General features: G+C 47.2%; 22 protein-coding genes. 7 read left to right on the top strand and 15 right to left on the bottom strand.

The genetic code is table 11. From position 1 onward, the window contains the following. From ACYVD3_RS14875 to ACYVD3_RS14830, 10 genes are all read right to left on the bottom strand, one after another. Positions 1–390, bottom strand: coding sequence for a hypothetical protein (locus ACYVD3_RS14875; protein ID WP_460643271.1), 390 nt, complete (start codon positions 388–390; stop codon positions 1–3). After that, positions 387–821 (bottom strand): prepilin peptidase, encoded by a 435-nt coding sequence (locus ACYVD3_RS14870; RefSeq protein WP_460643270.1) that lies wholly within the window; start codon positions 819–821, stop codon positions 387–389. Before ACYVD3_RS14870 ends, ACYVD3_RS14875 begins: the two co-directional genes overlap by 4 nt. A gap of 12 nt (positions 822–833) precedes the next feature. Beyond that, complete coding sequence (locus ACYVD3_RS14865; RefSeq protein ID WP_460643269.1) at positions 834–1,757, bottom strand: TadE/TadG family type IV pilus assembly protein; 924 nt, start codon at positions 1,755–1,757, stop codon at positions 834–836. A 73-nt stretch (positions 1,758–1,830) separates the two neighbouring features. Continuing rightward, positions 1,831–3,723, bottom strand: a complete 1,893-nt coding sequence (locus ACYVD3_RS14860) for a DUF5702 domain-containing protein (RefSeq protein ID WP_460643268.1) — start codon at positions 3,721–3,723, stop codon at positions 1,831–1,833. Continuing rightward, positions 3,723–3,908 (bottom strand): Flp1 family type IVb pilin, encoded by a 186-nt coding sequence (locus tag ACYVD3_RS14855; RefSeq protein WP_460643267.1) that lies wholly within the window; start codon positions 3,906–3,908, stop codon positions 3,723–3,725. The genes ACYVD3_RS14860 and ACYVD3_RS14855 overlap by 1 nt, the downstream gene beginning before the upstream one ends. A 15-nt stretch (positions 3,909–3,923) precedes the next feature. Next, positions 3,924–5,186, bottom strand: a complete 1,263-nt coding sequence (locus ACYVD3_RS14850) for an immunoglobulin-like domain-containing protein (protein WP_460643266.1) — start codon at positions 5,184–5,186, stop codon at positions 3,924–3,926. Positions 5,187–5,198: 12 nt separating this feature from the next. Continuing rightward, the gene (locus tag ACYVD3_RS14845) at positions 5,199–5,936 is read right to left on the bottom strand and encodes a type II secretion system F family protein (RefSeq protein ID WP_460643265.1); all 738 of its coding nucleotides are present in this window, start codon (positions 5,934–5,936) and stop codon (positions 5,199–5,201) included. After that, the gene (locus tag ACYVD3_RS14840) at positions 5,926–7,146 is read right to left on the bottom strand and encodes a CpaF family protein (RefSeq protein WP_460643264.1); all 1,221 of its coding nucleotides are present in this window, start codon (positions 7,144–7,146) and stop codon (positions 5,926–5,928) included. The genes ACYVD3_RS14845 and ACYVD3_RS14840 overlap by 11 nt, the downstream gene beginning before the upstream one ends. A gap of 82 nt (positions 7,147–7,228) precedes the next feature. Continuing rightward, the gene (locus tag ACYVD3_RS14835; protein WP_460643263.1) at positions 7,229–8,230 is read right to left on the bottom strand and encodes a P-loop NTPase family protein; all 1,002 of its coding nucleotides are present in this window, start codon (positions 8,228–8,230) and stop codon (positions 7,229–7,231) included. Positions 8,231–8,331: 101 nt separating this feature from the next. Beyond that, positions 8,332–8,829, bottom strand: a complete 498-nt coding sequence (locus ACYVD3_RS14830) for a prepilin peptidase (RefSeq protein ID WP_460643262.1) — start codon at positions 8,827–8,829, stop codon at positions 8,332–8,334. Between the two features lie 404 nt (positions 8,830–9,233). Here ACYVD3_RS14830 and ACYVD3_RS14825 point away from each other — a divergent pair, with 404 nt between their 5' ends. The 5 genes from ACYVD3_RS14825 (at position 9,234) to ACYVD3_RS14805 (ending at position 14,096) form a co-directional block, all read left to right on the top strand. Then, positions 9,234–9,614, top strand: a complete 381-nt coding sequence (locus ACYVD3_RS14825) for an ArsR/SmtB family transcription factor (RefSeq protein WP_460643261.1) — start codon at positions 9,234–9,236, stop codon at positions 9,612–9,614. 99 nt (positions 9,615–9,713) lie between these two features. Further along, positions 9,714–9,932 (top strand): YaaL family protein, encoded by a 219-nt coding sequence (locus tag ACYVD3_RS14820; RefSeq protein ID WP_460643260.1) that lies wholly within the window; start codon positions 9,714–9,716, stop codon positions 9,930–9,932. Between the two features lie 26 nt (positions 9,933–9,958). Then, on the top strand, positions 9,959–11,293 hold the full coding sequence (locus tag ACYVD3_RS14815; RefSeq protein WP_460643259.1) for an alpha-amylase family glycosyl hydrolase: 1,335 nt from the start codon (positions 9,959–9,961) through the stop codon (positions 11,291–11,293). Between the two features lie 4 nt (positions 11,294–11,297). Further along, a complete protein-coding gene (gene glgB, locus ACYVD3_RS14810) occupies positions 11,298–13,208 on the top strand; it encodes a 1,4-alpha-glucan branching protein GlgB (protein ID WP_460643258.1) in 1,911 nt (636 codons plus the stop codon). A gap of 138 nt (positions 13,209–13,346) precedes the next feature. Then, positions 13,347–14,096 (top strand): phosphotransferase family protein, encoded by a 750-nt coding sequence (locus ACYVD3_RS14805; protein WP_460643257.1) that lies wholly within the window; start codon positions 13,347–13,349, stop codon positions 14,094–14,096. Between the two features lie 119 nt (positions 14,097–14,215). Here ACYVD3_RS14805 and ACYVD3_RS14800 read toward each other — a convergent pair whose 3' ends face one another. The 5 genes from ACYVD3_RS14800 to ACYVD3_RS14780 all read right to left on the bottom strand — a co-directional run bounded on the left by ACYVD3_RS14800 (position 14,216) and on the right by ACYVD3_RS14780 (position 18,586). After that, positions 14,216–14,626, bottom strand: a complete 411-nt coding sequence (locus tag ACYVD3_RS14800) for a DUF3783 domain-containing protein (protein ID WP_460643256.1) — start codon at positions 14,624–14,626, stop codon at positions 14,216–14,218. 21 nt (positions 14,627–14,647) lie between these two features. Further along, a complete protein-coding gene (locus ACYVD3_RS14795) occupies positions 14,648–15,634 on the bottom strand; it encodes a diaminopimelate dehydrogenase (protein WP_460643255.1) in 987 nt (328 codons plus the stop codon). 249 nt (positions 15,635–15,883) lie between these two features. Next, positions 15,884–16,168, bottom strand: coding sequence for a septation regulator SpoVG (gene spoVG, locus ACYVD3_RS14790; protein WP_460643254.1), 285 nt, complete (start codon positions 16,166–16,168; stop codon positions 15,884–15,886). A gap of 25 nt (positions 16,169–16,193) precedes the next feature. Further along, positions 16,194–17,315 carry a glucose-1-phosphate adenylyltransferase subunit GlgD gene (gene glgD, locus ACYVD3_RS14785; protein WP_460643253.1) on the bottom strand — a complete coding sequence of 374 codons (1,122 nt, stop codon included), beginning with the start codon at positions 17,313–17,315 and terminating at the stop codon, positions 16,194–16,196. After that, positions 17,312–18,586 (bottom strand): glucose-1-phosphate adenylyltransferase, encoded by a 1,275-nt coding sequence (locus ACYVD3_RS14780; RefSeq protein WP_460643252.1) that lies wholly within the window; start codon positions 18,584–18,586, stop codon positions 17,312–17,314. Before ACYVD3_RS14780 ends, glgD begins: the two co-directional genes overlap by 4 nt. A 245-nt stretch (positions 18,587–18,831) precedes the next feature. Here ACYVD3_RS14780 and asnS point away from each other — a divergent pair, with 245 nt between their 5' ends. Together asnS and ACYVD3_RS14770 are read left to right on the top strand one after the other, a co-directional pair. Continuing rightward, complete coding sequence (gene asnS, locus ACYVD3_RS14775; RefSeq protein ID WP_460643251.1) at positions 18,832–20,223, top strand: asparagine--tRNA ligase; 1,392 nt, start codon at positions 18,832–18,834, stop codon at positions 20,221–20,223. Positions 20,224–20,328: 105 nt separating this feature from the next. After that, positions 20,329–21,399 carry a metallophosphoesterase family protein gene (locus ACYVD3_RS14770; protein WP_460643250.1) on the top strand — a complete coding sequence of 357 codons (1,071 nt, stop codon included), beginning with the start codon at positions 20,329–20,331 and terminating at the stop codon, positions 21,397–21,399. Position 21,400 lies beyond the last annotated feature (1 nt).

Below are 21,400 nucleotides of genomic sequence, written 5' to 3'. Positions count from 1 at the left end.
TCATTCCTCCTGATTGACGAGAGTCAACATCCTTAAAAAATTCTCCGGATCAAACACTCCCTGTTCCAGCTCCAGCTTCCAGGTCCCTGCCCCTCCCCATGCTTTCACCTTCCTGCCTGTTACAGGGTTTCCTGTGACCTCCATCTGAAAATCGTATTTTTTCCAGGAAAAAGGACTTCCAGCCCTTCGGGCCGCCCACATTGCTGCTTCATCAGGCGACTCCGTTTCGTTATGGCGCAGCCTTTGTGCGGACTCTCCCAGCGCCATTGATCCTACCACCTCATCCCGCAGGCGGTAAGCCGCCTGAATGGAAACAATCAGCGCCCATAAAACGATTGCCATAACAAAGGCCGCTTCAACCGTATAGCTTCCCCTCAGCTTTCTTTTCATAATATCACCATTCCAACCCAGACAGGAACCAGAAAGGGCAGAAAGGGTACTGATTTCTTTCTCACATCCCTTCCCTTTAAACAGCTCCAGACATACATTCCGCCGCAGACGATTCCATTTAAAAATATTCCGTAAATCAGCAGCTTTAAGTTTACAAGCGGACTTAAATAAAGGCCGCTGACTACAAAAAAACATCCATCTCCCATTCCGATTGCCTCTCCTGTTAATCGGCTTAATAGAAGAAGTCCCAGTCCCACCGTACAGCTTAACAGCCTCTCCCCTCCCATATCCCCCTGCAAAAGAGCCAGGATCACTCCGGCCACACCTGCTGCCTTAAAGAGCCATAGGCTGACAGCCTTTTCCCTTCCATCCTCCCAGGCAGCCGCCAGCAGAAATATTACGAATAAAATCTTGTTTATGCTTTCCAGCATAGAGACACCTCCCTATTGTGAACAGTAAGAACACCCTCCCATGTGACGGACTTGAGATAAGGGAACAGCCTCCACATATGCCATAATGGAAGAGCAGTTCCTGTCACTGTGATATCTCTCTCCTGACGGCATGAGGAAAACGCTGCCGTTTTCCTCTGCAAACCTTCCGCATCTGCTGCAGGGTTTATATTTTCCGCCGGATAAATTACGGGCATCTTCTACCTCTTTAAAAGAAATCTGCTTTATATCATTGTATAAATAATGGCAGGTCCGCTGCCGGTGATATCTTGTGCTAGCTTTGCCAATGTATACAAGCTCATCCTCTTGTCCATCCCTCTTGCCGCTTCCTCCCTCCCGGCCGATCCAAGCCCTCCGGCAGGATCTGGCTGTCATTGGCATACTGCTTAATCCAAAAACGGAGAATGGAATTTTTACCCGGTAATCCATGACCAGATCAATGGTCTCTCCATCCCTTAAAACAGAAGAGCGTACAAAAGAAGCCGATTCAAGCCGCTCAAACCCTACCCGTCCCTCCACTCGTTTTCTAACGTAAAGAAGGATCCCTTCCTCTGTCAGCCCATCTAAGAACTCCTCTGAAAAGCCGTCCATCCCTGAGGTTTCCAACCTTTCTCCCAGTTTAAGCTGATGCAATACATAAGCATACTGGCTCACTTCTTCACCCGCTGCTTCCAGGGCGGTCTGAATGCGCCTTCCCTCCTTCATTACTCCCATGGGAACCATGAGAATCACCATGAAGAACAGGAAGAGGGGCAGGACCATGGCCGCCTCCACAGTCAGGCTTCCCCTTTTTCGGGAGCCGGAGGCAGATGATAATGCCCTTTTTGCAAGGAATCCTTGTATCATAAATGGGATTTGTACCTGGAGAGTAACATTTTTTTTATTATTTTTTCCTTGGAACTCCTTGAAAAAGAGCATGATCATCTGCCTCCTTTCTTTATATTATTGTCCATGCTTTTTGGACATAAAGATGTACCCCCAGGGTGTTCCCTTAATATGCCTTTTCCGTCCGGACCTCCACCGGATAAAAGGGATCATTTCCTCCGAAAAACATATGCCTTGATTTCACGATCCCCCGTATTTCCCCCTGGTAAACACAGTGTACCATACGAAAATCCCCCTGCTTCCTGCATAGATTCATCTGGATCACATCCATCAGGCGGTAGTACTGCCGCCCAGTCTCTCCGAGGAAAAGAAGAAGCTTTAAATAGGCAGTATAATCAATTCCCTTTTCATCCCCGCCTCCGCCTGTACAGGTTCCAGTCCTTCCCAGTTCTAAAAGATCATCAAGGGACAGCTTCCAGGTATCCCTTGATTTGAGAAAAGCCACCTTTTTCCCCTCTAAAAGCATTTTCACGTCAGCAATCGCCTCACCCAGAGCCCAGACACTCATTACAAAAAATGCAATGATCCCTGTAAGAGGGGCCATGCCCACAGCTCCGGTAATAAGGCCTGCAACAGCCCTTGCCTCCTCCCTCTTCTGGCTGTCGGACAGGATATGGATCAGGTTCATTCCTTCCCTCACCATGAGAATATCAGCAACCGTCTGCTTTAAGTTTTCCTCATCTGTTTTCTTTCCTGAAACCAGATACTCCAATTCGTATTTTACTTCTTTATTCTCTTCCGAAAGAAAGCTTGTGAGAAAATTACCGCAGTACTCCCCAAACAGAATCCGGTCCATAAGGCCCGCCTCCGTTCCCGGTCCCTGCTCCTTCATGGAGGTGACAGAAGGAAAAAAATCATCAGATAAAATTCCTTTGGATACTTCCCTTCCTTCAGGCAGTACCAGAGATAAGAGCCCTGTTTGCAGGAATCCTTCCACCTGCTCCAGAAGCTTCTGTTTTTCCGGATCCTTCACACCGCTGGAATAGGAAAGGGAGGGAATGTCCGCTTCGCGCCATATTTCCCTTACGGACCCCCACAAGGAAGACAGGTCCGGGCCTTCATCCTCTTCATCATCACTGTCCCAGTGGTCGATGATGTTCTCCACCTCAAAGGAACGCTCCTTTGCCCGTTCTATCACCTCCTTCATCTGCTCCATTTTCCCCGGAAGGGCCTGGATTTCCCTTCTTCGATCCCCATCCTGATTTACATAGGATTCATAGCAGGAAGTATCTCCCATGAAAGCCTCACGGACTTCCTGGCTTAATTCTTCCTGAACTGCTGAGAAGCTATTGTTTGTTTCATTTATACTCTTTTTTAAATCATCCGCCCTTTTCCCATAAGCCTTTACAAGGGAAGGGATCCGGTCCATCTCCCGTTTAAGCCTGTCCGCTTCCCTTCGAAACTCCGGACCGTCATAATCCCCGATCCCTTCATAGGCGGTCTGCCAGAAAGCCTTTTGCTGCTTTAAAGAATCATTGATATCTTCTAATGCCCGCTCCAGACGGACAGCTTCCCGCTCATGATCCCGGAAAGACCCGGATAACTGTTTTACAGCCCTGGCTTCCTTTAAATTCCTAAGCAGGACTTCTCCGCCCATTTCATCGGTCATATTTTCAAAGATTCCATACTTCATATAATCAAGGATCTCCTGATTCAAATACCGGCCTCCCTCATCGGTGATATGGACAAGCTGCCCCATATCTGCCTGTTCCATATCCATGGAATACCAGCCGGAGCTGTCCATATAAGGCTCCATAAAATCCTTCCATGCATTCACCAGTTCATCACCATTCTCACATTCCAGAAGGAAGAGGCGGTATTTTTCCCAGGCTTCCTTATGATACCTGCTGAATACCGAGTCCATGGAAGAATCGGCTGCCAGCTTTAAGTAGCACCTGGCTCCGGCAGTCCGTGCGGACTCTAAGAGCCCGCACATCAGGCTGAAGATGCATAAAAGGGCCAAACTTAAAAATACCGTAATCTGTCCGCTTTTGCCCATTAATACACCTCTTTAGACTGGCTGTTGATTTCTTTGAATACGTTTTCCAGAAGGGTTGTTATCTGCTTTTTGAAAATAATAACAAGTCCTATTAAAACTACCAGGATCAGCACCACTTCAATAACACCGACTCCATCTTCTTCCCTTAAAAAGTCCCTGATCTGTCCTTTTATCCATGCCAACATTCCTTCACCTCCCTTCTAATAAAATCCCAGAAACGCAGGAACTACGATCATGACCATAACCACTCCCAGCATCATGAGCAGGGGCAGCAAAAGCTTGGTTCCGGCTTCTTCCCCCAGTTTTTTAGCCAGGTTCTTCCTCTGTTCAAAAGCAGACGCCATCTCAAGTTCCAACGCCGGGCGAAGCTGCCGGCTCCCGTTTTTCTGGCTCTGTTCCAGAAGAGCGGAAAGCTTTATGTAGGCCTGCAGGCCGCAGCGCCTTCCAAATTCGCTGTAAGCCCTCCCTTCCGATAGCCCGCTGCCAAGCTGAGCTGCTGTTTTCACCATCTCCTCATACGCCGGACGCACGCTCCTTTTCCCCTGTTTTACCCTGTCCTTATAACCGGCAGCGATCCGATCCCAGGCTCCCCTGACCGTAAGCCCTGCTCCAATATAGACCACCAGCTTGGAGACCACCTCCGAATAATCAAAAAGCAATTGCTGCTCCCGTATTTTTATCTGGTTTTTCCTGTCAAGCTCCCCTTTGGCATGAAGCAGTGCAGCCAGTAAAAGCCCCAGTACCGGCAGCATCCGGTAATCAGTCTCCTCAGGCTGGAAATACGTCAGCCGCTTCCCCTGATAGACCGGCGGCAGGAACAAGCGGTCCTCTGTCTGCTGTTTAAGGTCCATCTGGCCTATCCACCGGATAAAGTCAGCAGCGGCCTTTTCCTCCTGGGTAAGGGCGGCAGGGTAAACCGTCACCTTAAAGTCATATCTCCGCTCATGGCTTCCGTCCGTCACTCTGGCCCTTAACCAAACCGGCTTTCCCTCTTCCGGTATATCCTCATTGTGAACGGTCCCAAAGGAATCAATGACCTGGGGATTATCAGATTCCCAGACGATTCTAAGCCCATAATCTCCAAGGCTGTTCTTTAAATTTAAGTTCCCCCTCACCTCCTCTAAAGATTCATTTTCTCCCAGCATCTGTTCCATCAGCTCAGGCTGGATCTTTTGAAACAGCTCCCCTGCCTCTTCCTCCCCATATTTCCTCTCCCTGACAGGTATCTTCACCGGTACCTTTTTATCTCCATTATCCCTGTCAAGCCCGGATACCAGGACATCATATGTAGTCTCTCCCTGTCCAGGCCCGGCTCTCTTAAGCCCTCCCCCTTCAGATACCTCCCGGCCCCCGGCCCCAAAGGCCAGCTCCATGGCAGCATACAACACAAACCCTGAAACTGCACAGACTGTCTGCAGCCTTGTAAAAGGGAATCTCCACTTTTTTTCGCTTTTCCTTATCATTTCCCCCTCCTTTTATATCTCGATCTTCATGATCCGCCTTGCTATGGCTATAGCCGTGATGTAAACGGCCATGCAAAGGGTCATAAGGATCCTTCCGATTCCCGTACTGTACATGATGTTAAAAAAGCCGGGCGAAGTCATATCAATATAAAGGACGATAAAAAAGGGGATCATGGTCATAATCCTTTGTTCAAACTGCTTTGATGCTGTCATGGTTAAAATCTCCTGTCTTACCTGCACCTTATCCCTTATTACATCCGCCGTATGGCTGATGATGGAAACCAGTTCTCCTCCGCTTCGCTTTGCAGCGGCAAATACCTCCGCAAAGTTTTTAACATCATCAAGTCCGCTGCGTCCTGCAAATTCAGAAAGCGCCTGCTCCACCGAGCGGTTCATCCGGATCTGGCTTTCAATATGGCGAAATTCCTTAAAAACCATCCCTTCTTCCCCATAAAGTAAAATTAATTCCTTTACAGAAGCAGAAAACGCATTTTCCACAGAGTATCCGGCACTTAGAAAGGAGGCCAAAAGCAGGATGCCTTCCTTAAATTCCAGATTCAACTGCTGAAGTCTTTTTTCCTTTTGCTCTCTCTTTTTAATCATGGGAAAAATAATAATCATTGGAAGAAATAACAGAAATGACACAATGCTTCGGTAAAAGACGTAAGCGAACAGCCCTGCCGCTGCCAGACCCTGAAACCCATACAGGCACCATTGAACCGGTGTCAAAACATATTCGTCATATCTCAATGCCTGCTGCTTTGAGTTTTTCGGTGTTTTGAATGCCTCCCACCTTTTTAAGACTTCCCCGGACGGTCTGGGCCCCTTCCCGGTCTTCATAATCTTCCTCAAACCTGTATAACGGGTTAAGCCTGATTTCTCCATTCTCATAACCAACCACCTCCACAATGGACAGAACTCTTCTGCTTTTGTCTCTCAGCCGCCCTAAGTGAATCAAAATATCAATTGCCGCCGCCACCTGGCTTCTGACCGCTGCCAATGGGATATCCGCCCCCATGAGCACCATGGTTTCAAGCCTGGAAAGCATGTCCCTGGGACTGTTTCCGTGGCCGGTGCTAAGGCTCCCGTCATGTCCGGTGTTCATGGCCGATATCATGTCCAGGGCCTCCTTTCCTCTTACCTCCCCAACGATAATTCTGCTGGGATTCATCCGCAAAGCCGCTCTGATTAAATCCCCTATGGCCACTTCCCCGTCTCCCTCCCCATTGGCCTCCCTGGTCTCAAGCCTTACCAGATTCGGAATATGAGTGATCTTTAACTCCGCAGAATCCTCAATGGTCACGATACGTTCATCCCGGGGAATGTAGGCGGACAAAGCATTGAGAAATGTGCTTTTTCCCGAATTTGTCCCGCCGCTGATAAAAATATTGTATCCGGCCTCCACAATGCATTTTAAGAAATCCGCAGCTTCCTCCGTGACTGAGCCCAGCTTTAACAGCCTTGCCATTGTAATGGGCTTGGGAAATTTCCGGATGGTCACCGCAGGGCCGTCCAAAGCGATGGGAGGAAGCACTACATGGACCCTGGAGCCGTCAGAAAGCCTGGCATCGGCAATGGGCCTTGATACGTTTACCGTACGGTTTACCCTGCTGACGATCTGCTGGATGGTATCCTCTAACTGCTCCTGACTGTCAAAAGCCCTGGCCCACTGTTCCATGCGCCCGTTCCGCTCTACAAAAACGCGGTCAGCCCCATTTACCATGATCTCTGTCACATCCTGGTCATCCACCAGCTCCTGAAGAGCTCCCAGCCTTCGGAATGAGTCAAATAACCGGTTCCGAAGCTCCATCTTGTCCTTTAAGGGAAGAAAACTGCTTTTCCCATATTCCAGAATTCTCCTGTCTATGATGTCACATAGCTCCTCATCAGCCACCTGCTGCCGCTCATCCAGCTCTCTTAAGATTTCTTCCCGCAGTTTCCTTCTCTGCTCATCTTCCATGCTGCCCCTCCTTGTACAGTTTCTTCACGGCTTATGGATGTTCCCCCTTTTTAGCCACATCTTTACCGCTTAAAAGTATCTTCTAGGGGTACTTTCTCAAAAGCTGCCTTGTATAATCCCCCAATTCTCCCCACAAAAGCTGTTCCAGATAATTATCCCTCCGCCCAAAGCTGCTGTGGTAAGGAGGCTTTATCTTCTGAATCCTGCTTTTAAGTGCCCCATGGCCGGATGAAGCCAGGTATTCCTCAAATTCTTCCACCTTTGCCGCAGACACACAGTCATCCTTTACCGGCATGTATACCACATCGCATACCTCCAGCAGCTCCGCCCCTTTCTTTCCAAACTGGCCCAGATCCAGGATGATGGATCCATAAGTGCTTTCCCTTGCAATGTGGCTTACCATCTCCGCCATCATCTGCCCGGTCACCTGGCAAAGATCCTCAGGATACTGCACCGGAGGCACATAATCTAAGTCCCCCCAGGTATGGACAACGGCTCCAAGGCGCCCCCAGCGAAATCCCTCCTGGGTGTAATAATACAAAAGATCAGACATGCCCCCCTTATACTCTTCTCCCATAAGCCGCCTAAAGCCGGAACAATCCTCAAAATTCAAATAAAGGACCTTTAAATCCCTGGCCAGCAGTTGTCCCATGGTAAGGGCAAAAGAAGTCTTTAAACACCGGTTTATGGGAGAATAGACTCCCATGACCCTGCCTGTCTTTGAAACCATGGCATATCCCTGTTCCCCGGAACTGTCACAATAGTATTCCATCACCTCGCGCATGATCCTGTCTGCGGCCTGGTACTTATAAACACTTGGATACTGTTCTTCCAGAGATACCGCCTCCCCGTCCGCCAGCATGACTACAAAGGCAGCACCTATTTTTTCTATTTCCTCCCGGGAGATGGAGGAATCAACCAGCAGAAGTTCTATCCTGTTGTCTTCCCCATAAGCCTTCAGCCCTTCCAGGGCAGTAAACCCCATGACTGAAAACGGGACCTGTTCTTTCCGGTTTACAAATTCCGCCAGCCCCTCCGTATACAAAGGATCTCCGTCATAAACCGCCATCACTCTCTTTGCCAAAACAAAACCTCCTTCTTTTGTATATTGATGAACCAATGGGATATGCAGGCATATCCTGTTGATTCCCAAACTTAAGGTTGAAAAAAGCTTTTCTTTCAACCTTATTTCCAGAAAACCATGGAGCCCAGGGTTCCTAAAAACAGGCACAGGCCCAAAGGTATCACCACGTCATATCCATCCCGGACAGGATCGTAGTAGGTTGTAAGTTTCCCTGTTTGAAATACGTGCCTGATATAGGCAAGAAGACAGGAAAGGCGGGTAAAAAGACTGCCACCTTCTGCCATTTTGATTAAGGACCAGAAAGCCCCTATAAGAAAACCAAATCCAACGGCCAGAGCTCCTGCTTTAAGCCCCAGAAAACCGCATATCAAAGCGGCCAGCTTAATATCCCCCGCACCGATCATCCGGCACAGGAACAGTAAAAAGAATACCCCGGTCACAAGTAAAAACCTCAGAAAAAACAGCAGGCCCTCCAAAGGCTTCCCTGCCCCAAGAATCTCAAGCAAAAAGCCAATGATCATCCCCGAAAACACCAGCCAGTTGGGAATGCGGTGCTCATGGACATCAAAGAAAGCCCCTGCCCCTAAAATCAGCAGCAAAACAACATATGAAACGATAGGATCCCCCTCTTTTCTTAAAATCTCAATCCTGGAATTTACGCTGGAAAATCAGCTTTGTATTATGGAATAAAACATCCATAACTCTTTGAAAACTTTTGAAATACTGTATGCGGAACGCATATAAGAATGTGCCTTTATTATGCACAGGAGAAAATGAAATGTCAACCATTTTTTTAAGAAATATTGTATACATTTTTTTTTGGGTTTTTTGCAGCCAAACGCTCTTCTGCCATATTTTTTGTTATTTTCAACAATTTTTTCTTTTATTTTTCAATTTTCGCAGCATAAATCACAAAATTTCACCAGTAAAACATTGACGTTATCCTGCCAGGATGATAAAATATCATTAGTTCACTTTTTTAAACCAAAGGAGGGATCCGCCCATGCAAGCCCAGGAGTTTAACGAACTTTTCCAGAATTGCATGCCCATATTTATCGCTCTGGGAGATGAGGTCCGCTTGTCCATCATTGAGGGCCTGGCCCGTACAGGCCTTTATGACAACCTGGGAAACGACGTAGCAAACATGGGTGACGGCTTATACATAAGGCCCAGACAAGGGATGAATGTAAAGGAAATTACGGAAATGACCAGATTATCCCGCCCTGCCATTTCCCATCATTTAAAGATTTTAAAAGAAGCCGGTCTTGTAAATGTCCGCCAGGAGGGGACAGCCAATTATTATTATCTGACCATCGGCGACAGCACAAAAAAGCTTTGTTCTCTTGGCCAGTATTTACAGGAGCTGCTGAGCAGAGTTTCATAGATTTTAAAAGATATACAGGTAATTTATGAATAAAGTTCCATTTTCCAGACATACTGAATTTATAGGATTTGGTAAAATAATATGTCTGGAGATGATGAAATGAAACATGTGCTTTTAAAAAAACATCTGGTACCGTCAGAAGAAGAGCGGAATTTAAGACATGAGATCGAGCGTTCCAAAACCGCTATCGACGCAGCCAGAAACCACTTTGAACAGGTGGTCGATCCAACACTTATTGATTGTTATATTTACGAACTTAACGCGGCACAACTGCGTTATCAGTTCCTTCTGCGCCGTTTCAAAAGCCGGGAGGTATAAACTACTATAATCTGGAGGATAAGTATATGAGCAAGTGGTATGAAAGGGGAGTTTTTTATCATATCTATCCCCTGGGGCTTGTGGGCGCTCCAAAAGAGAACAGGGAATCCCCTGTTACGGACCGTTTTGGGGAGCTTTGCCAGTGGATTCCCCACATCCGGTCTCTTGGGTGTAATGCGATCTACATCGGGCCACTGTTTGAATCCTCCACCCATGGGTACGATACACGTGATTACCGGAATGTGGACCGCCGTCTCGGCGGAACGGAAGACTTTCGGGAGTTTGTTTCCCGCTGCCACGAAGCCGGCATAAAGGTGGTGGCTGACGGCGTCTTTAACCATACGGGACGGGATTTTTTTGCATTTCAGGATATCCTGGTGCACAGGGAGAATTCTCCCTACCGGGACTGGTACCGGGGGATCAATTTCGCCGTCAGCAGCCCTTTGGGAGATTCTTTTGGATACGAAGGGTGGCAGGGGCATTTTGAACTTCCTTGCCTTAATCTTTTTAATCCCGAAGTAAAGCAGTATTTATTTGATACCGTACGGTTCTGGACCGACACCTTTGATATTGACGGGATACGTCTTGACTGTGCCAATGTACTGGACTTTGGATTTATGAAAGAGCTGCGGGAGCATACCAGGGGTATGAAAGAGGATTTCTGGCTCATGGGGGAAGTCATCCATGGAGAATACGGCAGATGGGTCAATCATGAGATGCTTCATTCTGTCACCAACTATGAACTACATAAGAGCATTTATTCCGGACACAATGACCACAACTATTTTGAGATTGCACACAATGTAAAGAGGCTGGAATCCATAGGCTCCCAGCTCTATACCTTTGTGGACAATCATGACGAAAGCCGGATCACAAGCAAGCTTCATAATCCCCGGCATCTTTACCCGGTTTACACTCTGCTGTTTACCCTTCCCGGGATCCCCTCCGTCTACTATGGCAGCGAGTTTGGGATGGAAGGGAAACGGACCAATACAGAGGACTCCATGCTGCGCCCCAGGATTTCCATTTCTGAAATAAGGGAACTTTCCTGCCCTCTTAAGGACTTTATCAGCAAACTGGGGCATATCCATGAAGAAAATCCGGAATTTCACGGAGGGAGTTACCATGAGCTGCTTCTCACCAACCGGCAGTACGCCTTTGCCCGGTTCCATGAAGGACATGGGATCATAACCGGGACCAACAACGATGATGCCGATGTATTTGTTACAATTCCCTGTCCTTGTGAGGGAAATACTGCCGTAAACCTTCTGAGTGGAGAAGTGTTTCCAGTGACTGACCACAGAATCGGATTGACCATACCTGCAAACCAGGGTGTTATCTTAAAGATCATGGAGGGATGAGCGAATGGAACAAGACAGAAATGAAATCGGTACTGGGTTTATTACAGAAGTTGACCGGTACCTGTATAACAATGGAAGGCATTACGAAATCTACGAAAAGCTGGGCGCCCATCCGGAAAAATATGAAGGGAACGACGGGATGTATTTTGCCGTCTGGGCACCTCATGGCAGCCAGGTCGGTGTGGTAGGGGATTTTAACGGCTGGGATCCGGAGGCTAATCTCATGGAGCCCCTTGCCGACTCCGGGATCTGGGAAACCTTTGTTCCGGACCTGGGTGTTGGGGAACTGTATAAATATGCAATCACCACCAAGAGCGGCAAGATCCTTTTCAAGGCGGATCCCTACGCCTTTCAGGCGGAATGCCGTCCCCAGACCGCTTCTGTTACAGCAGACTTATCCGGGTTCCAGTGGAAGGACTTGGCCTGGCTGGAAAAGCGGAAGATCAAGGACTCCTTAAATGAACCGTTGAGCATCTATGAGGTACATTTAGGCTCCTGGCGGAGGAAAAACAGGGATGAAAAGGATGGTTTTTATACTTATACCGAAGCGGCTCATGAGCTGGCGGACTATGTTCTGGAAATGGGCTACACTCATGTGGAGCTGATGGGAATTGCGGAGCATCCCTATGACGGCTCCTGGGGATACCAGGTAACAGGGTATTTTGCCCCTACGTCCCGGTATGGGACCCCGGAGGAGTTTATGTATTTTGTTGATTACCTCCACAGAAAGGGAATCGGAGTCATCCTGGACTGGGTTCCGGCCCATTTTCCTAAGGATGCCCACGGACTGGCGGACTTTGACGGAGAACCCTGCTATGAATATGCGGATCCCCGGAAAGGGGAACATCCGGATTGGGGGACAAAGGTCTTTGATTACAGCAAATATGAAGTGGATAATTTCCTCATTGCCAATGCCCTTTACTGGGTGGATAAATTCCATGTAGACGGGCTGCGGGTGGATGCGGTGGCTTCCATGCTCTATCTGGATTACGGCAGGAACAACGGGGAATGGACGCCAAACCAATACGGGGGAAATGAGAACCTGGAGGCCATCGAGTTTTTTAAGCATTTAAACAGCGTCATTAAAAAACGGGGAAATGGAGCCATGGTCATTGCAGAAGAGTCCACCGCCTGGCCAAAGGTCACCGGAGACCAGGAAAAGGGCGGACTTGGCTTTACCTTTAAATGGAATATGGGCTGGATGCATGATTTTCTGGAATACATGAAGCTGGATCCCTATTTCCGCAAATACAACCACCACAAGATGACCTTTGGCCTTACATATTTTACCAGCGAAAACTATATACTGGTATTGTCCCATGATGAAGTAGTGCATTTAAAAAGCTCCATGATCCATAAAATGCCGGGACTTTTGGAAGATAAATTTGCAAATTTAAAATTGGGATATACGTTTATGCTGGGCCATCCCGGCAAAAAGCTGCTGTTTATGGGGCAGGACTTCGGGCAGTTCCATGAATGGGATGAAAAAGCCTCCTTAGACTGGTATCTGGCTGAAGAGCCTTTAGGAAAAAACCTTAAGGATTATGTAAGTGACCTTCTGCACCTGTATAAAAAATATCCGGCGCTTTACGAGAAGGATTATGACGGGGAAGGCTTTTACTGGGTCAATGCCAATGACAATGAACGGAGCATCTTCAGCTTTATCCGGTACAGCAAGGATCATAAGCGCAGCCTGCTGTTTGTTTTAAACTTTACTCCGGTAGAGCGCCCGGATTACCGGGTAGGAGTACCCAAACAGGGAACCTATACCCTGGTGTTGGATGAAAGCCACGGACTGTACAAGCGGGGGAAAAAAGCGCCGTCTTTCCGTTCCGTAAAGATGGAATGGGATGAGCAGGAATACTCCTTCCCCTATGATCTTCCGGCTTATGGCGCGGCTGTTTTCCGTTTTTAACTTTCAGACATATTCAGTAATTTTTTCCTGATATATCAAAAAACAAGCTATACTTTTTATAGGATTTGTAGTAAAATATAAGTATAAAATCATTGCATAATGGTTCATACGAATGGTTGGATGGAAGGAGAGGTTCTTATGGCAGCAGAATTAATTGCTACAACTGCAACAAAAAGTGTCTTTCGTGATGGAGACAAGGCGATCAAGGTTTTCAACACTGATTTTCCAAAGGCAGATGTATTGAATGAAGCATTGATTACCGCGCGCGTAGAAGAAGTCGGCGGAATCAACGTTCCCAAGGTTCTAGAAGTTGGTGTTTTCGAAGGCAAATGGTCTATTACCTTTGATTTCATTGAAGGCAAGACTCTCCAACAGCTCATGGATGAAAATCCAGATAAACTGCCGGAATACATGGAGAATATGGTGGATCTGCACTTAAACCTCCTGTCAAAGCAGTGCCCGCTTCTTAACAAGCTGAAAGATAAGATGTCACGGCAGATCCTGGATACGGAGGAATTAGGCGATGTGACCAGATATGATATGAGGACACAGTTAGACAGCATGCCTAAGCATACAAAATTATGCCATGGAGATTTTAACCCCAGCAATATTGTTGTAAAGGAAGACGGAACCATGTTTGTTCTGGACTGGGTCCATGCTACCCAGGGAAATGCCAGCGCTGATGTGGCAAGAACTTATCTGCTGTTCTGCCTGCAGGACCAGCATAAGGCGGATATGTATATGAACCTGTTTTGTAAGAAGACCGGCACGGCGAAGAAATATGTACAAAGCTGGCTTCCCATCGTTGCGGCTGCCCAGCTTTCAAAGAAACGGCCGGAAGAAGCGGAATTGCTGCATCAGTGGGCCAACGTATGTGATTATCAGTAAAGATACGTAACATAGAAAACGCGTTTTGATCAGGCGGTAAAGCCCCATCAAAACGCGTTTTTTGTACTGCTTTTTTCATGAAGCGGTATCCCGGCACATCCCATGACGCTTCAAAACGATTATGATCCGCCTGATCCGGACATGGTATCATGTTCCTTTTTAAGCTCCAGATACAGGTCATAGAACTTCCATTTGCAGTTGGTATCGGTAATTACCGCCTTTAATTGGACTTTAGGAACTCCTGCCCGCCTTAGGTTTAAAAGCAGTTCATCAATCCTTTGGTTTGAAAAATTTTTCATCACCAGGATCTCCTCTTCCACATAAGGGCATTCCTCCTGCTCCATCTCTTCAAAGCCGTCAAAGCCTGCCAGATACCCTACGGTCTGGCTTACCTGATCCGGGGTAATATTTTTAATCCGTATCCCCATACGGACCAGGACTGCCTTCAGCTTTGCGGCCTTTGTATCATTTCCGCTCTGCCGGTCCTTTTCAGGCTGGTAATACAGAACCATTTCCTTTCTCGCTGCCATTCTTTTCCTCCTGCCTCTGATTTATAGCAAATGTCCTCTAAGCTGATCTCCGCTTAAAGGGCTTAAATATGCCGGAGCAATATCAAACACGGTTTTGCATCCGCTCTGGCCTTCCTTATTCAGGCGGTAAGCGGCTCTTGCATATGCGGTCAGCACGGAAGCCGTAAATTCCGGATTGGAATCCAGCTTCAGGCTGTATTCGATCACATGGCTGTTCTCATCCTCCCAGCCTGTCCTTCCGGTTCTTATGACAAAGCCTCCATGGGGGATCCCCTTGTGATCCCGGTTAAGCTCTTCCTCGGTTATAAAATGAACCGTAGTATTATAATCTGCAAAATAGTTGGGCATGGATACGATCTCTTCCCTGATCCTGTTTAAGTCTGCGTTCTCTTGTGCCACTACAAAGCATTCACGGGTATGCTTTTCCCTGGTGGACAGCTCCGGATTCTTCCCGCTCCGAACCGCCTCAAGGGCCTCTTCCACCGGAATGGTATACTGTCTGGCATCCTTTACCCCCTGGATCCTGCGGATGGCATCGGAATGCCCCTGGCTCACGCCCCTGCCCCAGAACGTATAATCATGACCGCCGGGTAGGACAGCATCTGCATACAGGCGGTTTAAGGAAAACATGCCCGGGTCCCAGCCAACAGATATGATCCCTGCCTTGTTTCCTCCCTTTGCCGCCTTATCCACCGCTTCGTAATGCTGAGGGATCCTGGCATGGGTGTCATAGCTGTCCACTACGTTGAAATGTCTGGCAAGAAGGGGAGTCTGCTGGGGAAGATCCACAGCACTTCCGCCGCAGAGGATCATGACATCAATGGAATCCTTTTTTGAAACGGCTTCCTCCAGGGAATACACCTTTACCCCCGGAGTAAGAAGGGTTATTGATGCCGGATCTCTTCTGGTAAATACGGCAGAAAGCTCCAAATCCGGATTGTGGCGGATGGCGCATTCCACCCCTTTTCCCAGATTTCCATAGCCTGCAATACCTATTTTAATCGTCATATGTTCATCTACCTTTCAAAAAATTATTTTATTTATTATAACTCCAAAAAGAGTCTTATGTAAATCCTGTTTTTAGGGAGAGTTTTAAAAACAACCTGTCTGCAGGGCCTGAAAGCTTCACCAGCCTGCTGCCTTAGCCCTTAATTTTCAGGCGCAGCGAAACATTTGGGAATACAAATGGCGTATTTCCTTATGAATAAAAAAAATCCACAGGCAGAGTCAACCCCTGCCTGCGGATTCAAAGACGTATTAAGCAAATGCCCCCACATCCGGCATTTCTAATGCCGTGGTCTCATATTTGTCCAAAATGACCTTTTGGATCATATCCCGTGTGTCGGAATTAATGGGATGTGCGATATCCCGGTATTCCCCATCGGCTGCCTTGCGGCTGGGCATAGCAATAAATAACCCCTTTTCTCCTTCGATCACCTTAATGTCATGAATCACAAATTCATTGTCCAGTGTAATGGATACAATGGCTTTCATCTTTCCTTCTTTTTCAATGCGTCTAACTCTCACGTCTGTAATCTGCATGTCAAGCCCCTTCCCCCACATTTCCTTATAATGTGTATCTTTCGTTTTTCTCTAAGACAACTTTTATGTTGTCCGGTGTTCCGATATGGGTGGTATTGGCCCGGATAGTGTCCCGGCTCTCCACAATACAATTTTCAATAACCGTATTATCACCTATGTATACGTCATTTAAAATAATAGAATTTTTAATGACACAGTTATTGCCTACATATGCCTTTTTAAACAGAACTGAATTTTCAACCACTCCGTTAACAATGCTGCCGCTGGATATCAGACTGTTCTTCACCACTGCACCCGGATTATATTTTGCCGGAGGCAAATCATCTATTTTAGAATAAACATCCGGGTACTGGCGGAAGAAATAATCCCGGACTTCTGACTTCAGAAAATCCATATTGGTCTTGTAGTAAGACTCAACGGAAGCGATGTTCCTCCAGTAGGTGTTCATCTTATACGCATATATTCTCTTTAGATTCCGGTAACGTACTAAAATATCGCTTACGAAATCATAACGGTCTTCCATGGCACAGCGCTCAATGAGTTCGATCAACTGCCGTCTGCGGATGACATAAATGCCGCAGGATACGATATTGGAAGAGGCCACCATGGGCTTTTCTTCAAAATCCGTGATCCTTCCGTCTTCATTGGTCCTCACCAGTCCGAACCGGGTAATATCCTCTCCAGCCGGAAGCTCCGTACAAACCACGGTGATATCCGCTTTTTTCTCAATATGATATTCCAGGACTTTCCCATAATCCAGCTTGTAGATGCCGTCGCCGGCCGCAATGACCACATAGGGCTCATGGCTGTTTTTTAAGAATGTAAGGTTCTGGTAAAGTGCATCTGCGGTCCCTCTGTACCAGTCACTGCTTTCTGCAGTCAGGGTTGGAGTGAACACGAACAATCCCCCCTGCTTTCTTCCAAAATCCCACCATTTGGAAGAGCTTAAATGCAGATGAAGCGATCTGGAATTATACTGGGTCAAAACCGCTACGTTCTGAATATGGGAATTTGTCATATTGCTGAGGGCAAAATCAATGCTGCGGTAATTCCCTGCAATGGGCATGGCCGAAATTGCCCTTTTACTGGATAATTCCCGCATTCTCTTACTGTTTCCGCCTGCTAATACAATTCCTATCGCTCTCATCGTATGCCACCTGCCTTTATGATGTAGTCTCCGCCAGCCAGTTCTCCGTCAGCATAATCTTCTGCTGCTGTTTCACCGACAATTGCCGTATTCTTACCTACCTTCACATTTTCCGGTATGGTTGAATTCTCACCGACTGTTACCAGATCGGACTGATAGACTTTGGGATCATATTTGCTGGGAGCAAATTCCCCAAAACCAAGCTCAGAGTTTGCACCTATCTTCACATTTTCAGCGATAATGGCCTTCTGTACCTTAACATTTTCTCCTATTACGCATTCCCTCATGACGATGGAATCCCTGACTACGGCTCCCTGTTTAATGGTAACGCCGGAGCCAATAACGGAATTATGGACCTCTCCATAGATTTCCGATCCTTCTCCAATGATGCTTCTGTCTATGACAGCCTCTTCTGCTACGTACTGAGGCGGTATAATGTCACTCTTTGTATAGATCTTCCAGTACTCTTCGTAAAGATTAAATTCCGGAATGATATCAATCAGTTCCATATTGGCTTCCCAGTAGGAGCTTAAGGTTCCCACATCCTTCCAGTAGCCATTGTACTCGTAGGCAAATACCCGGTCCCCTGATTCAAAGCAGTGGGGAATGATGTGCTTTCCGAAATCACAGCCCGGAACTTCGGACATCTTAATAAGAGCCTCCCTTAATACCTTCCAGCTAAATATGTAGATACCCATAGATGCCAGGTTGCTTCTTGGATTCACCGGTTTCTCCTCAAATTCCGTGATCCGGTTATTTTCATCGGTTATGAGGATTCCAAAACGGCTGGCCTCCTCGATCGGCACCGGCATAGCAGCAATGGTGATATCAGCATTATTCGCCTTATGATATTCCAGCATGACCTCGTAATCCATCTTATATATATGGTCGCCTGACAATATAAGGACATAGTCCGGATTGTAAGTCTCCATATACTCGAGGTTCTGATAGATGGCATTGGCCGTACCGGTATACCAGTCACTGCCCTTGCTCTTTTCATAGGGAGGAAGGATTGTAACGCCGCCAACGTTTCGGTCCAGGTCCCATGGGATTCCGATCCCGATATGGGTGTTCAAACGCAATGGCTGATATTGGGTCAGAACTCCCACCGTATCCACTCCTGAATTAATGCAGTTGCTCAGTGGGAAATCAATAATACGGTACTTGCCGCCAAATGATACTGCTGGTTTGGCCACTTTTTGCGTTAACACGCCTAAACGGCTTCCCTGGCCGCCTGCCAAAAGCATGGCAATCATCTCTTTCTTGATCACGTTATCACCTCTCGCTGTTGTAATTTTATTGTACTAGCATTATATCACATATCCATGAAATAGTGAACAAAATTTTGAACTATATCCATAATTTTTTGTGCATTTTCCGACATTTTTCTACTTTTTTTAAATTCTTTTACATTTTAGGCCATATCTTGCGTTTTTACACCCTTCCCCCTTGAATCAAGGCTCGAAATACAGTATAATCTTACTAAGTATGCGAACATGTAAAAGGAGAAGCCATTATGGATTTAATCACTGTAAGACAAATATATAAAGACAAAGAATCACTTCTAAATTCCCAGGTTACGGTCGGAGGCTGGGTGAGAAGTTTAAGAGATTCCAAGGTGTTTGGATTTATTGTTTTAAATGACGGAACTTATTTTGAAACACTTCAGATCGTCTACCATGACACCATGGATAATTTTTCTGAAATTTCCAAGTTAAATGTAGGAGCCGCCATTATCGTCAAAGGTACCCTGGTGGCCACTCCGGATGCCAAACAGCCTTTTGAGATCCAGGCGGATACAATCACTGTTGAGGGAATCTCTGCACCGGATTACCCCCTTCAGAAAAAACGCCATTCCTTTGAATATTTAAGAACCATCTCCCATCTGCGTCCCAGAACCAATACCTTCCAGGCTGTTTTCCGTGTTCGTTCTCTGATCGCTTATGCCATTCACCAGTTCTTTCAGGAAAGGGATTTTGTTTATGTGCACACCCCCATCATCACCGGAAGCGACTGTGAGGGAGCCGGCGAGATGTTCCAGGTCACCACACTGGATTTAACAAACATTCCAAAGACAGAAGGGGGCGCCGTGGATTTCAGCCAGGACTTCTTTGGAAAACCTACCAACTTAACTGTAAGCGGCCAGCTCAACGGAGAAACCTACGCTATGGCATTCCGCAATATTTACACCTTCGGACCTACCTTCCGTGCGGAAAACTCCAATACCACACGCCATGCGGCAGAGTTCTGGATGATCGAGCCTGAGATGGCCTTTGCCGATTTAAACGACAATATGGAACTGGCAGAATCCATGCTGAAATATGTGATCCGCTACGTCCTGGAGCATGCGCCGGAAGAGATGAACTTCTTCAACCAGTTTGTGGACAAGGAGCTGCTTAACCGCTTAAATCATGTTCTGAACTCTGAATTCGCCCATGTGACCTACACGGAAGCCATAGAGCTTCTGGAAAAGCACAATGATGAATTTGACTATAAAGTGTTCTGGGGCTGTGACTTACAGACCGAGCACGAGCGCTATTTAACGGAACAGCTCTTTAAGAAGCCTGTATTCGTAACAGACTATCCAAAGGAGATCAAAGCCTTTTACATGAAGCTGAACCCGGATAACAAGACCGTGGCTGCCGTGGACTGTCTTGTTCCGGGAATCGGGGAGATCATCGGCGGAAGCCAGAGAGAGGACGATTATGACAGGCTGGTGGCACGTATGGACGAGCTTGGCCTTAAGAAAGAGGACTACGAATTCTACCTTGACTTAAGAAAATTCGGATCCACCCGTCATGCAGGCTTTGGCCTTGGCTTTGAGCGCTGCGTGATGTATTTAACCGGAATGTCCAATATCCGCGACGTGGTTCCATTCCCAAGAACTGTCAACAACTGTGAACTTTAAGCCTGTACCACAAATTCCCTTCCTGACCGGCAGGGAATTTGTGGTTTCAGTTCAGGCATAGTTGAACTGTAACCATTTGTGCAGAGGACCAGCGAGGTAATGACAATGAAATTCATACATATTGCAGATGTTCATTGGGGCATGAGCCCGGACAGCGACAAACCATGGAGCAAGGAACGGTATCAGGACATCAGGGACACCTTTGCAAAGGCGGTCAGCCAGGCAAAGGCCCTGGAAGCCAACTGTCTCTTTATTTCCGGAGACTTATTTCACCGGCAGCCCCTGGCCAGGGATTTAAAAGAGGTAAACTATCTTTTTTCCACCATACCGGAGGTCCATGTGGTCATCATTGCAGGCAACCATGACCGCATCCGGAGCAACTCCGCCCTGTTAAGCTTTTCATGGGCGCCCAATGTGTCCTATCTCATGGGGAAGGAGCTGGAAAGCGTTTACTTTAAGGAAATCAATACAGAGGTTTACGGCTTCAGTTACCATTCAGCCGAGATCCCGGAAAACCGCCTTGACCATTTAAAGGTGCCTAACAACGGGCGCATCCATGTCCTTCTTGGCCATGGGGGAGATGCCAACCACATCCCCTTTGACAAGGGCGCCATGGCCAATCTGGACTTTTCCTACATAGCCATGGGGCACATTCACCGTCCGGAGATCCTTTTGGAAAACCGCATGGCATTTGCCGGTTCCCTGGAACCTCTGGACAAAACGGAATCCGGCCATCACGGTATGATGGTGGGAGAGATCAATGAAGTGACCCGCATGGTGACATCCTTAAAATTCGTACCCATGGCAAGGCTTCAGTACATCTCCCTGGCCGTCAATGTAACAACTGCCACTACCAATACGGAACTTGCCATGAAGATCACCCAGGAAATCCAGAACAGGGGGCCTGAAAACATATTCCGGTTCCGGATCCGGGGCATGAGGGACCCTGATATTTCCTTTGACTTGGAGATGCTTTCCACCCGGTTTAAGATCATGGAAATCATTGATGAATCTGAGCCTCAGTATGACTTTTCAGCCTTGTTTGCCGAGCATCCCAGCGACATGATCGGTTTCTTTATCCAGGCCCTTCAAAAGCCGGAGATGAGCCCGGTGGAAAAAAAGGCTCTTCATTACGGCATCAACGCATTGCTTCGTACAACGGATGAAAGGAGCTGAC

The organism is Lacrimispora brassicae (assembly GCF_054772055.1).
This window is presented reverse-complemented; position numbering and strand designations above follow the sequence as displayed.

Coding starts and splice junctions, on each gene's coding strand:
- ACYVD3_RS14875 (WP_460643271.1), bottom strand. CDS start 390: ATGAAAAGAAAGCTGAGGGGAAGCTATACGGTTGAAGCGGCCTTTGTT.
- ACYVD3_RS14870 (WP_460643270.1), bottom strand. CDS start 821: ATGCTGGAAAGCATAAACAAGATTTTATTCGTAATATTTCTGCTGGCG.
- ACYVD3_RS14865 (WP_460643269.1), bottom strand. CDS start 1,757: ATGCTCTTTTTCAAGGAGTTCCAAGGAAAAAATAATAAAAAAAATGTT.
- ACYVD3_RS14860 (WP_460643268.1), bottom strand. CDS start 3,723: ATGGGCAAAAGCGGACAGATTACGGTATTTTTAAGTTTGGCCCTTTTA.
- ACYVD3_RS14855 (WP_460643267.1), bottom strand. CDS start 3,908: ATGTTGGCATGGATAAAAGGACAGATCAGGGACTTTTTAAGGGAAGAA.
- ACYVD3_RS14850 (WP_460643266.1), bottom strand. CDS start 5,186: ATGATAAGGAAAAGCGAAAAAAAGTGGAGATTCCCTTTTACAAGGCTG.
- ACYVD3_RS14840 (WP_460643264.1), bottom strand. CDS start 7,146: ATGGAAGATGAGCAGAGAAGGAAACTGCGGGAAGAAATCTTAAGAGAG.
- ACYVD3_RS14825 (WP_460643261.1), top strand. CDS start 9,234: ATGCAAGCCCAGGAGTTTAACGAACTTTTCCAGAATTGCATGCCCATA.
- ACYVD3_RS14820 (WP_460643260.1), top strand. CDS start 9,714: ATGAAACATGTGCTTTTAAAAAAACATCTGGTACCGTCAGAAGAAGAG.
- ACYVD3_RS14815 (WP_460643259.1), top strand. CDS start 9,959: ATGAGCAAGTGGTATGAAAGGGGAGTTTTTTATCATATCTATCCCCTG.
- glgB (WP_460643258.1), top strand. CDS start 11,298: ATGGAACAAGACAGAAATGAAATCGGTACTGGGTTTATTACAGAAGTT.
- ACYVD3_RS14805 (WP_460643257.1), top strand. CDS start 13,347: ATGGCAGCAGAATTAATTGCTACAACTGCAACAAAAAGTGTCTTTCGT.
- ACYVD3_RS14800 (WP_460643256.1), bottom strand. CDS start 14,626: ATGGCAGCGAGAAAGGAAATGGTTCTGTATTACCAGCCTGAAAAGGAC.
- ACYVD3_RS14795 (WP_460643255.1), bottom strand. CDS start 15,634: ATGACGATTAAAATAGGTATTGCAGGCTATGGAAATCTGGGAAAAGGG.
- spoVG (WP_460643254.1), bottom strand. CDS start 16,168: ATGCAGATTACAGACGTGAGAGTTAGACGCATTGAAAAAGAAGGAAAG.
- glgD (WP_460643253.1), bottom strand. CDS start 17,315: ATGAGAGCGATAGGAATTGTATTAGCAGGCGGAAACAGTAAGAGAATG.
- asnS (WP_460643251.1), top strand. CDS start 18,832: ATGGATTTAATCACTGTAAGACAAATATATAAAGACAAAGAATCACTT.
- ACYVD3_RS14770 (WP_460643250.1), top strand. CDS start 20,329: ATGAAATTCATACATATTGCAGATGTTCATTGGGGCATGAGCCCGGAC.